Annotated in this window: 13 protein-coding genes and 1 pseudogene; 9 read left to right on the forward strand and 5 right to left on the reverse strand. The window is 39.7% G+C overall.

Translation table 11 applies throughout. The annotated features are described in order from the left end of the window. Positions 1-245: 245 nt before the first annotated feature. From IUZ65_RS17155 to IUZ65_RS17170, 4 genes are all read left to right on the forward strand, one after another. Positions 246-872 carry a LysE family translocator gene (locus IUZ65_RS17155; protein WP_195705262.1) on the forward strand — a complete coding sequence of 209 codons (627 nt, stop codon included), beginning with the start codon at positions 246-248 and terminating at the stop codon, positions 870-872. Between the two features lie 167 nt (positions 873-1,039). After that, positions 1,040-2,593 carry an EAL domain-containing protein gene (locus IUZ65_RS17160; protein ID WP_195705263.1) on the forward strand — a complete coding sequence of 518 codons (1,554 nt, stop codon included), beginning with the start codon at positions 1,040-1,042 and terminating at the stop codon, positions 2,591-2,593. A 488-nt stretch (positions 2,594-3,081) separates the two neighbouring features. Next, on the forward strand, positions 3,082-3,747 hold the full coding sequence (locus tag IUZ65_RS17165) for a helix-turn-helix domain-containing protein (protein ID WP_195705264.1): 666 nt from the start codon (positions 3,082-3,084) through the stop codon (positions 3,745-3,747). 87 nt (positions 3,748-3,834) lie between these two features. Further along, positions 3,835-4,206, forward strand: a complete 372-nt coding sequence (locus IUZ65_RS17170; RefSeq protein WP_195705265.1) for a cell envelope integrity protein TolA — start codon at positions 3,835-3,837, stop codon at positions 4,204-4,206. Between the two features lie 49 nt (positions 4,207-4,255). Here the strand turns inward: IUZ65_RS17170 and IUZ65_RS17175 are convergent, their stop codons facing one another. Continuing rightward, positions 4,256-4,456, reverse strand: a complete 201-nt coding sequence (locus IUZ65_RS17175; protein WP_195705266.1) for a hypothetical protein — start codon at positions 4,454-4,456, stop codon at positions 4,256-4,258. A gap of 546 nt (positions 4,457-5,002) precedes the next feature. Here IUZ65_RS17175 and IUZ65_RS17180 point away from each other — a divergent pair. Continuing rightward, a complete protein-coding gene (locus tag IUZ65_RS17180; RefSeq protein ID WP_195705267.1) occupies positions 5,003-5,971 on the forward strand; it encodes a Gfo/Idh/MocA family protein in 969 nt (322 codons plus the stop codon). Positions 5,972-6,982: 1,011 nt separating this feature from the next. On the opposite strand, the gene IUZ65_RS17185 is transcribed toward IUZ65_RS17180, so the two are convergent. Continuing rightward, the gene (locus IUZ65_RS17185) at positions 6,983-8,065 is read right to left on the reverse strand and encodes an MBL fold metallo-hydrolase (RefSeq protein WP_195705268.1); all 1,083 of its coding nucleotides are present in this window, start codon (positions 8,063-8,065) and stop codon (positions 6,983-6,985) included. Between the two features lie 438 nt (positions 8,066-8,503). On the opposite strand from IUZ65_RS17185, the pseudogene IUZ65_RS17190 reads away from it, so the two are divergent. Then, a pseudogene (locus tag IUZ65_RS17190) lies at positions 8,504-8,617 on the forward strand (site-specific integrase); the annotation flags it as partial. Positions 8,618-8,697: 80 nt separating this feature from the next. Here IUZ65_RS17190 and IUZ65_RS17195 read toward each other — a convergent pair. Continuing rightward, the gene (locus IUZ65_RS17195; RefSeq protein ID WP_195705269.1) at positions 8,698-9,216 is read right to left on the reverse strand and encodes an NUDIX hydrolase; all 519 of its coding nucleotides are present in this window, start codon (positions 9,214-9,216) and stop codon (positions 8,698-8,700) included. Positions 9,217-9,428: 212 nt separating this feature from the next. Between IUZ65_RS17195 and IUZ65_RS17200 the strand changes: the two genes are divergently transcribed. Continuing rightward, the gene (locus IUZ65_RS17200; protein ID WP_195705270.1) at positions 9,429-9,698 is read left to right on the forward strand and encodes a putative hemolysin; all 270 of its coding nucleotides are present in this window, start codon (positions 9,429-9,431) and stop codon (positions 9,696-9,698) included. Between the two features lie 62 nt (positions 9,699-9,760). On the opposite strand, the gene phnR is transcribed toward IUZ65_RS17200, so the two are convergent. Further along, entirely contained in the window at positions 9,761-10,462 is a 702-nt protein-coding gene (gene phnR, locus IUZ65_RS17205) for a phosphonate utilization transcriptional regulator PhnR (protein ID WP_195705271.1), read from the reverse strand. Positions 10,463-10,745: 283 nt separating this feature from the next. Between phnR and IUZ65_RS17210 the strand changes: the two genes are divergently transcribed. Together IUZ65_RS17210 and IUZ65_RS17215 are read left to right on the forward strand one after the other, a co-directional pair. Beyond that, complete coding sequence (locus IUZ65_RS17210; protein ID WP_195705272.1) at positions 10,746-11,735, forward strand: ABC transporter substrate-binding protein; 990 nt, start codon at positions 10,746-10,748, stop codon at positions 11,733-11,735. A 661-nt stretch (positions 11,736-12,396) separates the two neighbouring features. Beyond that, complete coding sequence (locus IUZ65_RS17215) at positions 12,397-13,977, forward strand: peptidoglycan-binding domain-containing protein (protein WP_229638224.1); 1,581 nt, start codon at positions 12,397-12,399, stop codon at positions 13,975-13,977. A gap of 94 nt (positions 13,978-14,071) precedes the next feature. On the opposite strand, the gene IUZ65_RS17220 is transcribed toward IUZ65_RS17215, so the two are convergent. Continuing rightward, positions 14,072-15,106, reverse strand: a complete 1,035-nt coding sequence (locus tag IUZ65_RS17220) for an NADP-dependent oxidoreductase (protein ID WP_269213848.1) — start codon at positions 15,104-15,106, stop codon at positions 14,072-14,074. Between the last annotated feature and the right edge of the window lie 16 nt (positions 15,107-15,122).

Genomic DNA, 15,122 nt, shown 5'->3' on the forward strand with positions numbered 1-15,122 from the left:
TAGATAACAAAAGTACCGACCCCCTGCTGACAAGTGTTAGAGACTTATTCATACTGCTCTCTGATCATTTTGCCCCGCATTATCACAACAACCTGGCCGATCGCACACCCCTTCTCATGACGGTAGTCACGAACGGTAATCATTAAAAAGTAACCATTGAGGCCCGTGTTTTATTACTTACTAGCCACGAAATGAAAACTCGTTTATGTTATTGCTATCAATCTTTACAAGCATAGGTAGACAGGATGTCATTAGAAAGCGCAATTACCTTTTTTATCGCGATATTTATATTTGGCATTACCCCGGGACCTGGTGTGTTCGCTATCCTTGCAAGAGCGCTTGTCTATGGGGCTAAAAATTGCGCTATGCTCGCTTTCGGTATGGCGATGAGCGATCTAGTTTACCTTGTTCTTGCCTGTTTTGGCCTAGCGACCATAGCGGAAAACTGGACAGAAGTTTTCTTGGCCATCCGCTATGTCGGCGCCGCTTACCTAATTTATCTTGGCTATAGAATGTTTAAAACACTGCCACAGGTAACAAAAAACATCGACTCGGAAGTGGGCACACATAAAGGTTCTTTGTTCGCTAGTTTTACGCAAGGTTTCTTGATTTCAGCATCAAACCCTAAAGTAATACTTTTCTATATCGCATTCTTACCAACCTTCATCGACCTAACGGTATTGCAATCGCAAGATATTGTTCTTGTCGCCTCTCTTGCGACTGTCGCCTTAATGGCAGGTTTAATGTTGATTGCATTCGGCGCGGCTCGCATGGCAAGTGCATTAAAAACGCCGCTTGCACATAAAAGACTCAATCGAGGTGCTGGAAGTATTATGATGTTGGCGGGCGCCTATTTGGCATTAAGTCGATAGCTACTGTATGGAAACACAATGGAACTTACTTGCATAATGGCGCATCTCATTATTAAGCGTAACTTTTTGTTTTATAACATAGGTTTCTATATAGCGTTGACTCGACCATTCTATTTCGATTAGTGTGAAAACATAACGATACATTCGCGCCGAGATAATACATATTGATGCCAAAAATTAGAGCTTTGAAATTCAATGCACCTCATAAATTAATGTATAATGACGATAAATTTGGTATCAAGATTTTACAAATATTTGTCCTTGCTATTATCGTCTCCCTGCTTTTCTTGGTTCCTGTATCCAACAAGCTTATTGAAACAAAAACCAAAACATTGTTACGTGCGATGGAAGGTGAATTTGATCAATCTATTTCTCAGTTCTCTTACTTATTAACACCCGAAAAAATGGCGATCTCATGTAATGAAATCCTCATTGACTTAAGAAAAAGTATATTTAATTCTGAACGAGCGAAAGAGATTGGAGTATTTGATCAAAATGGCAAAATATTTTGTACCAGCAACAACGGAGAAACTTCTTTTCATCTCTATCAAACCATAATAAATCGGCTAAAAAATAGCCCTAATAACATAACACTCAGTTACACTAAAACGAAACTGAGCCGTACACGAAGTATTGCTCTTATATTTACAAACGAATTCGGACAGGGTCTCAGTGTTCTTATTCCACCACGCTATCTAGTTCAAGATATCGATCGGTTATTGGCCGATGACTATATCAATTATAAACTGCGCGTTATTTCAAGAGAGTTAGGCAAGAAGGTATTCGCAGATGGGATTAAATCCTATGTTGCTCAATCAGATAGGTACCCACTAGAACTCGAAGTCAGCACCACGCCAATGTACTACTTCATGCAATTTTGGCGTTATTTGTGGGTGACCTTGGTGTTAGCAAGCTTGGCCACTATTTGCTACTTATTCAGTCGCCAGAAACGATTGAACAACAACAGCTTAGAAAACTCGCTGCGTTACGCGATTACCAATGATTTTTTAGAACTTCATTACCAACCCATTGTTAATCAAAAGTCAGGTAAAACAGTCGGTTGTGAATCACTGCTGCGTTGGAAAGATCCTACTCAAGGTTACATCGCTCCTGATATATTTATCCCACTGGCAGAGAAAGTAAACCTCATTGAAGACATCACCAAGTTGGTAATAGACAAGGTAGCGCTATTTATATCTGAAAATCCATCCCTCTTCTCTACGGTTTATATCAGCGTGAACATAAGTCGCAGTGTCATTCTTAAACCGTCTTTCGTCAGCTTCATAGATGCCTTAGTGGAAAGCCAACCCTTCCTGGCTCAAAAAATAGTCTTTGAGATAACAGAAGATAATAATTTTTCTCAAGACGAATTAGGCACGCTCAAGCTCCATTTGAACAGACTGTCTGCCTATGGTTTCAAATTTGCCATAGACGATTTCGGTACTGGGTATTCGGGGCTAGATTTCATACGTCAATTCCCTTTTGATTACGTGAAAATTGATCGTGTGTTCGTTAAAAGCCTTTATGACGACTCCACTATCATTCCGTTACTGGATTCCATGATGTCACTGGCAACACAATTGAACATGAAAACCATCGTAGAAGGTGTAGAAGAAAAGTATCAACTGGAAATACTCGATAGATTGGGCTTTGTTTACATTCAAGGTTATTACTATTCTAAACCATTGCCACAAGAAGAACTGATTGAATATCTTGGCTAATAATTTGACCGTACTCCAATGAGAATAATCCATTCTATTGCATCCGAATTTGCATGGCACAGACAAAAAAGAGTAGAGAAGAAATGGTAATCCTTCTCTACTAAACGTTACAGTACATAATTCAGAGGTGTTTGTTGCTCCTTCCGTGGTTCAGAACATTGGCTGCCACTTTACTCCATGTACGTGACCGAATTTATTGTCAGTATATCCCTCCATATTGGTAATACACGTCAACTCTCTCTAGGAATAATTAGGCATGTGCCCAAGAAACTACAAAAGTAGTAACTAGTACTATTTGATAGAGAAACAAGATGGTATTATTTTTACCTATCGCTTTTTATGTGGTTGATTGAGTTGCCGCTCCATATCAACCAAAGAACTAACGAGATATTAAATCTCAAATGGATATTAATCAATCAGAATCATATTTTAATTGAGCTCTTAACCATCCATTTGAGATCTTTATCCAATAAAATAAGTTAAACAGTATGGGCTACAGTAAAAAGATTCCAGAATATACATTTTTAAAGGGCCATGACTTCACTAATAACCTTAAAACGATACTTGGTTGTAAGAACCTACAAGAACTTTCTAAAATAACAGGTGTACCAACATCCACATTTAGTACGTGGAACATGAAAAAAAGAACGTCATTTGAGCTTTTGATAAAAATTCATTTGACGCTGGGTATTCCGATGAAAGATCTATCTTTGGGCTATCAAATCTCGAACGACAACAAAGAAGCACTTCAAGTCGCAGAAAAATCGACAGATTACATGATAGAGAGCGAATTGTCCGCACTGGCACAAGGCCGGCCTCCTTCTATACTAGAGAGTTTTGATCTGAAAAATGGGCAACTCGCCAACCGACATGCCACTTTGATTGATTCAGATTTGCTTGTTGATTTCAACGACGAAAAACTCTTGGCCGTCAAAGATCGCAATCAAGTATTCCTTATCAACACGGAAGCAAATCAGGCAATAAGTGGCCTTTATCTCGTGAATATTGATGGTTTACTCTCCCTTAATCAGATCCAACGAATACCAGGAAAAAAAGTCGCTATCGCATTCAATAATTCGACATTAAACGTAGGCGAAGACGATATCTCTGTAGTAGGAAAAGTAGTGACTGAGATAAAGAGTGTTTTGGATTGATCCGAGTTGCAAACATTCAGTTATGGTTAGTGAATAGTAAGCGGTAATTACCGGTGATGGAACATGTTAAGTTGTTAGGAGTAATGCATGCGAACGGCGATACTGTTTTTGATCTTGGTTGCGTTTCACTCATTCTCTGCTGATGTGCTACACATACCACTTTCAAACCAAGAGAAAGCGGAACTCAATCTATGGAGCGAACTCGCCCGTACATCGGTAAAACGGCGGCTGTATCTTTGCGAAGAATGCTTTGGTCACTTAGTCACGTTTAATGTAACGTTAAATGACGTTGGTGAGGTTTTGGATATTCAATTAATCGAAAGTTCTGGAGAGCCAGAGTTAGAGCACTACGGTAAACTTGCTATTGAACAAGCTCAGCCATTTAGGGTGGATTTTTTATCAGAGAGAACGCGAAAGAAAGTTCAGAATGTGAACATGACTATTGTTCCTGATGATTGAGTTTCTCTAAAAGAGAAAGGCTTTGATACTTACCAGATAGATATAATCATTATTTAGCTGAAACATCCTGATACTCCCCTTCGATAACATTCTCTTGTCCTGTATCAAAGCGCGTTTTACCTAGGTCTTTTAGTCGTTTCCTGCCCATAATCAGTGCGGCTATTGTAATTGGTATTGCCACTAACAAGCTAAAAACCAATGTAAATAACCCAAGAGTAACCGCAGATAAAGCAATTAACAATCTCTTCATTTTTAATTTCATTATTATTCCTTCATTCAAGTAGACTTCATGACTATAAATGCAATTAGCCTCTTCAATGCCAAATTAATGTCAATTTTGTTGATACATGAACACCAAGCAATGACTGGCTTTCCGCTTATTCCAGTGTGCTGGCGAGCATGCTTTGGTTCATATGAGCTTTTTAAGCATGGTTTCATACCTCACCATACCCATCTTCATTTCAATCGTCTTTTCTCGTAACTATTCGCTATTCTTTCGGATGAATATAAATACACGAAACTGAACACTATTCATTCGACTATTTCAGTTTCAGGATACATACATTTATAACGTTAGACCTAAGACAAGGTAACGTATCGATTTAGTCCGTATATTAACCTTTAGTTGTTGTCATTGTGTATTGGATCACGACCTAAAATAGTAGATATTTAGTCTGGTTTTTAGGTGTAGTCTTAAACTTTAAAAGCACGAATAGTTGCGTCTCATTCCTATTTATGGATTTCAATAAATTTGACGTATTCTAAATAGTAACTTTAATAAAGAAAGAAGGTCGGTATGAAATATATAATTGTAGGTTCCGGTAACATTAGCCAAACATGGCTTAACGTTGTTACTGAATTAAAGGGACACGTCGTCGGCTTTATTTCTCGCAGCGGAATAAATGCAATTAACGAATGCCCTGTTTGGAAGCATTTAGACCATGTTGATGTTCCATTTGATGCCGTAATTGTCACGACTCCGAACGGTTTGCACCACCAAAGTATTTTAACCGCAGCAAAGTTAGGCAAACATATCGTTACTGAGAAACCATTGGATATCTCTTTAGAAGCGATTGATCGTTGCATTGAGGCTTGTAAAACCGCAGGGGTTACGCTCGCTGTCTCTTATCAACGACGCACTGCACCCGATAACGCGGCCGTAAAAAGGTTAATGGAAAGAGGTGCATTTGGTCGGGTTTATTCCGCCGATGTCACAGCGAAATTCTATCGAGCACAATCTTATTATGACAGTTCGCAATACCGTGGCGGGTACGAGATAGACGGTGGCGGTGTATTTATGCAGCAAGCTTGCCATAACCTAGATTTATACACGTGGTTTTTTGGTATGCCCAAGCAAGTGGTCAGTATGCTAGATACGTTTGCACACAAGATGGACGCAGAGGATCACGGCGCGGCTTTGTTTCGGCACGACAATGGCATGATTGGGACTGTCATTGCCTCAACAGCCACTAAACCCGGCTTCTCCGCTCAGATACAAGTGCATACTGAAAAAGGCAGTTTTACATTAACCGATGACATCATTACCGACTGGCATATCGATGACTTACTCAACCCCACAGACCCCCTGTACGACTACCAACACGATGGTGCCACCAGCGCAACAGTGGCTGACACCCGTTGCCACAAATCCATACTCATTGATTTTGAACATGCGGTTAAAACAGGTGAACAACCGTTGGTAAATGCTGAGTCTGCACGCGTGACTACGGAGCTTATACTAGCGATATACCAATCAAAAGTGTGATGGTAAAAAACAGTCATCGGAGTGTAATTCGGGATTAAACACGTTTTTAGACGCATTTAATCCTGTTTATCCTTACGGCATTTCCTTAGTAATCAGTACTATTTGGAATGAAGATCTCTTAATAACACAACCCTCAACAGTTACATTAATAGCTCAGAAATAAAAATATGCGCTGGGGAGATTGGGGTCAACCTCACAGAAGTTGGTTCGGCTACATATGAAGGGGAAAGCCCATACGCGACACAAACTGAACTCACTCAGGAATTTGTAAATTCACTTAAAAATCATTTACAAGAAAAAGGAATTAAAGCTACTTCACCAGATACCGCCGACGCAAAAATAGACGTTACTATTGTTTTTAAACGTACATTTACGATTACAGGTGGTTTAGGCAAACCATCGATTAGCCACTCTATAAATCTTAAGAAAGACGATACGATTCTTGCAACATCATCAAGAAGACCTTATCAGACAAAATACGCATATTTTGAAGATGCCGCAGTCAACTTTGAAATTATGGCAGGCAATTGGGATGAGGAAGATGAACCAAAAGATGTTGACCTAGTATCAAGCCTAATTGTTGACGAAATTGAGGAAGTAGGTAAATAAAAGCCTAGCTTAATTGCCTTAGGGTACTTAGTTTATCAAGTGCCCCTTAATTTGGCTTAAAACAAACCTACTTTCGGAATACTCATATTGAATATTCCGAAAGTATAGAACCTCGTCTTCGTCGGGATCTTCCCTTGCAGGGTCCGCTTCGATCACGACCTTCCAGTCGGCGCGTTTATACTGCAACCGGACAAACTCATGGTGATAGTTTTCATCAGGCAAACTAAAGATATCAAACTAAAGAGACAAGCACTTTACATCCATCACATAAATTGATGGCTCGCATCACATAAAGTATGATGAATTGAGATTAACGCCTCATTAAGAGCCTAAAAATAGTTGGTTAAAATATGCAGCGAAGGAGCAAGAACCAACTGTTTTTTGTCCTGCTTTAATAGCTTTTTAGTTTTGCGTTGGTTCGATAGCCTTAGTTTCACCGACTTTCATTATCCAAAGATCTTCATCGGAAAACCCACTATCGCGTCCAGCCTTCTTAAAGCGTCCCGGAGGTTCAAACATTGGCTCATCCGATAAGCTGCTAATAGTACCCCAGTGAGAAGAAATAAGTGTTTTTGCGCGAACATCCATTCCTATGGAGACCGCTTCTTCGGGAGTGACATGAGACATCCACAATAACTCCTTTGGTTCATATGCTCCAATAGGTAAAATAGCAAAGTCAAAGGAGTCATATTTATCACCAATATTATTAAATATAGTTTTTGAGTAGCCTGTATCGCCAATAAAAAGAATACGTTTTTGGAAACTTTCAATAACCCAAGAAGCCCATAGCGTCTCATTATGATCTGAGGTGCTTCGTGCTGAATCATGAACATTAGGTTCCGCTGTAATGTTAATTCCTTCTACAGATACTGACTGCCCCCAATCTAATTCTGTTACCTTGCTATACCCTCGCTCGGTAAAAAAGGACTTGAGCCCTAAAGGAACAACCACATTAATCTCATTTTTGTTTTTTAATTTCCTAACCGTTTTATCATCTAAGTGGTCATAATGATTATGTGAAATAATCACGATATCAATAGGAGGTAATTTATTTATAGGTATGGGTAAATTAACAATTCTTCTTGGGCCTGCCCATGAAACAGGGCTGGCGCGTTTTGACAAAAAGGGATCGGTCAGAATTGTCACTCCGGAGGTTGTAATCAAAAAGCTTGCATGCCCTAACCAAGTAACACGATCGCTGGAAATTGAGTTTAAAAGTTGAAGGGACTCTAACTCCGTTAATTCATGTCCATCAGGAACATCAGGAACAAACAACGAACCCCATGCTCTTCGCATATAGAAAAAGATCCCTTTAGGTGCCGCAGTTTCCACAAATGGGTGGTTCTGATACCCCTTATTCGTATGATGTTGTGGCTTATTATCCGATGATATTTTCTTCACGTATTCTGACGAGTTTGATGAGCATGCAACTAATATAGCTAACATTATAATTATACTGATAAAAAATTTTATGTTGCTCATCATTTACCCCTAAAACTAACATTTATATAGTAGGACATCTCGAATTACTAAATATACTCAACATCCAAAATGACACTTAATTTATTGAAAAACAGGGTTATATTAGGCAGTGTTTTATTGTCTATTTCTGACAAGTCGAGACGTCCTGTCAATTATTTGATTGGTCTTGCAAATTACAAATAAAACTACCTATGCAACTGATTGTGTTGATATTAATTTTAACAGGCAAGATAAACCTAATTGTTTTCATTTGACATGTTTATTGCAAATAAGAGGGTTGTTTTTGCATAGCATCATGATCTAGCCACTCTAATAAAACACAGCTTGTATCGCAAAACCAATATCAAACATTATTAAACATCTTAAAACATTTTACTGTTCATTTATACAGCACTTTTGAGCTACACTTGTCTCCGTCAGAAACCTAAAAGACAACAGCAAAAAACCATCCTCGGTCATACCGAAATTAGCATGACCATGCGCTACGCTCACTTCGCGCCGAATCACCTTGAAGATGCCGTTATCTACAACCCACTTAATCAAATTAGACTCTAAAAAAGTGGCGACAAAGTGGCGGCAGAGAATGTAAAACAGCGTAAAAAGGCGCATTTGAGCGTATTTTTACCTGTTTATCCTTACAGCATTTCCTTAGCAATTAAATGAAGCAAATACGTCTCGCGCTCAATGCTCATGCCCTTCTTGGGGTTTTTGGCTATGGTTTCTTCGTTGTGTGCAATGGCCTCGTGGATGTTAATCCAGATAGGCACCATGCCATTATTCACTTCATGTGCTTCTAAGGCCGTTTCACCTAACTCACGATCAATTTTACAGGTGTAGCAGTACGATATCTGATGCATTATATCAGCGTCGTCTTTATACCAAGGGCGAAACTCTTCATAAATACCATACGGCTTAATTTTATGAATGTTCTGGGCACCCGTCTCTTCTTGCAACTCGCGAACCATACCAGAGATGACATCTTCACCCTCGTCTAAACCACCACCAGGTATTGTATAGTCGTGGTAACGCTCAGTATAAAGCATGAGGATATTTTCGCCATCAAGCACAATCGCTCTAGCCGCTGCACGTTTAAAAATCGTTTTATTGTCTAAGTGATCAATATCAGGGTGAATTTGCGTTTGAATGTGTCTCATAGAAGTGTCTGTTAAATCTGGATTTATGTGATAATAGCGCATGTTAACATACTCAATTATCCTTTTTATATCGCTCTGCACCGCCATAAACTTATTCACACCCACAAATTTTCGAATTTTTACTTTATCCAGACCGTTTTTAGTAAAATTAACCTACACTTACAGGAAAATTAATACTAAATTAATAGTCTAAAGTCTGTTGGAGAAAGTGAATGAATAAATTAAATTGGCTGGTTGGGTTGGGTGCAATGGCAATATTGGCTGGTTGCGCGGGTTCAAGTGAGCCAGATGAATACGATGTCGAGAGCTATGAATCTATCTCAAACCCCGCTTCAGTCTATTGTGTACAACAAAATGGTGAGCTTCAGGCTTTCAATGAGAACGACCAACGTGTGATGTACTGCGTCCTCTCTGAAGAAGAAAAATATGAGCAGTGGGAATACTACAAAGAAAACCACAATAAAGAAAAAGACAAGATGTAATATCAAGGCCACGCAGTCGCGTGGCTTCCTCGTTCTGCATGATCAAGAATCGAGCGAGCGTGTTATACAAGCTCGGCGATAGACTCAATACAGATTGCATCATGTCGCCAATACTCTATGTCACAATCGACAAGTCGACCTAAGGTGTCATAGTTAATACGTTCAACGAACATGGCTGGCGTACCAGACGTTGCTCTGAGCATCTGAGCCACATAGCCGGTAAGAGATGTTGAGCTAATTTTGTATCGTGTCTTTTGATAAACCACACCGTACTTCTTGTTATATATCTCTGTTAGAGATGGTAAGAAATCGCACGACAAAAGCTGTGGGAAAAACTCTGATTTTATCACTTTTTTTGTGTAGGCAATGGGGCGCCCTTCCAAATAGCGGACACGTTCTAAGCAATACACATCAGTAAATGGCGGCAACTCGAGCAATAAACAAGCTTGCTTCGTTGCCAGCATGCTGGTTGCTGACAATACTTCCGTTGAGGGAGTTCGCTGCTGCAATGTCGCCATCTCATAGAAGCTTAGCTTCCGCATGGGATCATAAAGAAGCGGTTCCGGTGAGATAAACCACCCTCTCCTGTCCTCGCGATATATCTTTCCTTCGGCCTCTAGCAATGACAACGCTTCGCGAAGTGTTACCCGAGTCGTGTTGAACAGTTCTGCAAACTTTCTTTCTGCTGGAAGTTTCTGCCTAGGCGTTAACATCCCTGAATCAATCTGCTCAACAATGGCTTCTTTTATTTTTACGTACTGCACTTCACGTCCTTTTTCATCGCGTAGACCCTCATCAAGAAATACTACCTCAGAAGTGATGGTCAATGCATAATAATAACCAATACCTACCCCTTTGGGTCTATTTTTCGGTCATTTCATGGTCAATATCAACCCCTCGCTTTGATAATCTCTGTGAAGGTTCTACACTAAAAAGGTAAACGATTAAAACTTTACTATCAACGCGTTAAGCCTACTAATCGAAATACAGAATATTTGTATTTCGTCTATATTCAATTTTTAAATCCGTTAGAAAGGAATTATATAAATGAAGCCTTCTACCACTGCCGCTCTATTAGCAGCGGCATTATCGTTTCAAGCGAATGCATCAGAATGTGGAACTGTCACCATCGCTGACATGAATTGGAACTCTGCCAGTCTTATGGCACATATCGACCAATTCATCCTTAACACTGGCTTCAATTGTGAAGCAGAACTGATACCAGGAGATAGCTTGCCCACAGGGACATCAATGATAGAAAAAGGTAAACCCGATGTTGCGCCAGAATTATGGACAAATAGTATTAAAGACGCACTTGACCAAGGCGTCAAAGATAAACGACTTCGCTATGCAGGTAAGTCATTGTCCGACGGCGGTGAGGAAGGATTTTGGGTTCCTGCTTATTTGGTAGAACAGTACCCGGAGATGAAAACTATTGAGGGCATCATAAAACATGCTGGTTTATTTGAGCACCCAGAGAGTGATGAAAAGCATGCCTTCTATAGCTGCCCTGCTGGGTGGACGTGTCAGATAACCGCCGAACATCTATTCAATGCCTTAAGGCTAGAAGACCATCAGTTTGAAATTATCGATCCGGGATCAGGTGCGGCCTTGTCGGGTACTATTGCCAAAGCTTACGAGCGTAAAAAGCCGTGGTTCGGTTATTACTGGTCGCCTACACCGGTTTTAGGTAAATATGACATGGTGAAAGTCGATTTTGGAAGTGGTGTCGATGTAGAGGAATACGTAAATTGTACGACTCAGGCTGAATGTGATTCGCCTAAGGTAACCATGTACCCACCATCCCCTGTCCATACAATAACCACAGAAAGCTTTGCGATAAGAGCGCCAGATGCCTATCAATACTTTGCAAATCGTGGATTCACCAACAAAGTCATGAGCCAATTATTGGCATGGATGGAAGACAACCAAGCGGATTCAGAGGAAGCGATGCAATACTTCTTGGAGACATATCCTGAGGTATGGCAAAAGTGGGTTTCAAAAGACGTGGCTGAAAAAATCACAAAAGCCATGTAATCTAAGCGTAAGTAAATAAGGATAATAAGGGTTGTACATAAGCACCGTTATTATCCTTATTATTTAGTAAATCGTATTGCCTTAAGCTCTCTACTTAAAACCTTTTGTATTAAACCCCATAATTCGAAAGTTTTACGGTTTCTGATTACACAATCCAATCGCGTCTCTATTTTCCTGAAGCTCCGTACACTTTCACTCAAATTATCCTTCCAACCTGAGCTTAATAAAATTCACTTTCTTCTGTTAGCAGATTTACCCTTCTATTTGATTGGCATAATAACTTATTTAATAAATAAATATGACAATGCAAACTTAAAATACAACGCCACTATAAGCATACATTATTATTTATATAATCAATTTGCTAAATACACATAAGTAAAAATTTTAAAATAAAAATAAACACCTATTATACAATGACTTGAAGCGCTTTAATTAGTAATATTCAACACCTCTTTTAATACCAAACACAACCAACATAAAGATGAAAGATTAAATTACACCACCTTAACCAATAAAAATAATATTAAGTATTGAATCAATGCCACACAAATATAATAATCCTGTTTTTTTATGCGCATTAATCACTAGACTCCAAATATTGTCAATAAAATGTCACCAAACTAAGCATTCACTTTTATTTTTTAAAGGGCATTAATCTATGATTAAGAAAAGCAGATATAATCGTTTACACTTTCCATTATTAGTCACATCAATATTGGTCACATCTGGTTGTACCAGTACCTCTCAAAAAAACGCCACAGCACAAGCTAAAAACAGTTCAGTTGAATTGTCCGCAATTATGGATAAACAGCAAGAAAAAGAAATCCAATTAAAAGAAAAGGAAATTGAGCTAACTCGCTTAGAAGAAAAATTAAAACGTCAGTCAGTTTCTCAAAACAATGTATCAAACTCAGATAATCAACACTTACCCCCAAATGCGCAACCTGGGGAATGTTATGCTCGTGTCTGGAATGAACCCCAGTATGAGACATCAAAAGAAAAAGTATTGGTTCGGGCTAATACAGAAAAGCTAATATCAACCCAAGCCCGGTATGCCACGAAACAGGAGAAAATTCTTGTTTCTGAACCTTCTTTCAAAATGATCCCTACACCCGCTGTATACACAATTAGAAAAGAAAAAGTATTACTCAGTAAGGCGGACCGTAGTTGGAAAACAAGGCTTTCACCTTCAGCGCCAAAAGCCTCAGCAGATACACTAAAGCGCGCAAGAGCTAACGGGGTCGACTTTGATTCCGCTCAACCAAACGTTTGTTACCACGAACACTTATTACCCGCAAAATATGAAACGGTAAAAGAACCCGTTTTGATTGGAGAAGAAACAGAAAAATCGGTAATTATTCCTGCATCTTATCGAACCGTTGAGAAAAAAATTCTTGTTAAAGAAGCATCAACAAAAATTGTCAACGTCCCCGCAGTATACGAGACAATATCCGAACAAATTGTTGACAAACCAGCGCACCAAATTTGGAAAAAAGGTCAAGGTGCAATCCAAAAAATTGATGAATCTACTGGGGAAATAATGTGTTTGGTTGACGTTCCAACAACCTACATTACCGTATCGAAAAAGGTAATAAAAACCCCAGAAACGACGAAAAAAATAAAGATACCCGCAGTGTACAAAACGATAGCGGTTAAAGAAGTGGTTAATCCCGCCCAAGAGACTCGCGTAAAAGTCGCGGCAAAGTATAATTACGTTAGCAAGAAAAAGCAGATCGGGGGTAGCCAATACGTATGGCATGAAATACATGACCAATCCTTATCAGAGCGGACTCGTACTGGCAGTAAAATTTGTTTAATTGACACGCCAGCCACCTATAAAACCATCGACAAACAAGTAGAGACAATAGCGGCAAGTATTACAAAGGTTGAAGTGCCTGCTAAATATAAAACCGTAAAGGTCAGCAAATTGGTTCAACCAGCAAGCGTAGAGCGTAAAATTATTCCTGCTGAGTACAAAATGGTTGAACGCCAGACCCTTATTAAAGAAGGCACAATGGAATGGCGCTCAATCCTTTGCGATACAAACATGACAGTTAGTCGTATCGGGGAGATTCAACGGACTTTAGTTAGCAAAGGCTATAATCCAGGAAAAATCGATGGTGTCGTTGGTCCAGAAACGATGGCAGCCGTAAATGCATTCCAACGTGACAACGATTTACCTGTTGATAAGTATTTAAATATTGCGACGGTTAAAGCACTGAATATTTCAATAAAATAGAGCCTAACGGACAAATAAGTATCATGTCCTAAATATATAAAAAGCGACTCAAACGAGTCGCTTTTTATTCATCCAACATAACAATGCACTTTAACTACATTGGTTCGTTAACTTGAATAACTAACTTACCAAAATTCTTACCTTCGAGTAAACCAATGAAAGCTTCTGGTGCTTTATCTAATCCTACAACGAGTTGCTCTTTATATTTTATCTTTCCATCTTTTAGCCATGTCGCCATATCCGCTGCGAACTCATTATATCGATGACCGTAGTCATCAAATATAATAAAGCCCTGCATCTTGATTCGCTTTATAAGCAGTGTACCCATAAGCATAGACAGACGATCTGGGCCCTCTGGTAGAGCCGTCGCGTTATATTGTGATATGAGGCCACACAACGGAATACGAGCCGCCGTGTTGAGTAGAGGCATAACAGCATCAAACACCTTGCCACCTACATTTTCAAAATAGACATCGATACCGTTATCGCACGCCTTCGCCAACTGCTGTTGGAAATTCTCAGATTTATGGTCGATGCATTCATCAAAACCGAGCACCTCTTTAGCATATCGGCACTTCTCTTCTCCGCCAGCAATACCAATCACTTTACATCCCTTCAGTTTACCGATTTGCCCTACTGTCGCCCCAACAGGCCCAGTAGCGGCGGCAACCACTATCGTCTCACCTTCTTTAGGCTCGCCAATGTCAAGCAGGCCCATATAAGCCGTAAACCCTGGCATACCCATAATGCCTAGCGCATAAGATGGAGCTGTTGGCTCTTTACCTAATTTAAGCAATTCCTGTCCATTAGACAGTGCATAGCTTTGCCAACCTGTATACGCCAATACCCATTCACCTACATCAAAGTTGTCATTTTTGCTCTCGGCGATCTGACAAACCGTTGCGCCAACCATGACATCGTTAACCGCGACGGGTTCAGCATATGACTTAGCGTCATTCATTCGGCCACGCATATATGGGTCCAATGAAAGATAAACGGTGCGCAGTAAGACTTCACCTTCCGCTGGAATTGGTTTTGCGACGGATTCTAAGCGAAAATCATTTTTCGTTGGTACGCCAACGGGGCGAGATGCGAGAACTACTTGAGCGTTATTTTGTTGAGCTGACATTATCATTCCTTAAAAA

This window comes from Vibrio sp. VB16, from assembly GCF_015594925.2.
Lineage (GTDB): Bacteria > Pseudomonadota > Gammaproteobacteria > Enterobacterales > Vibrionaceae > Vibrio.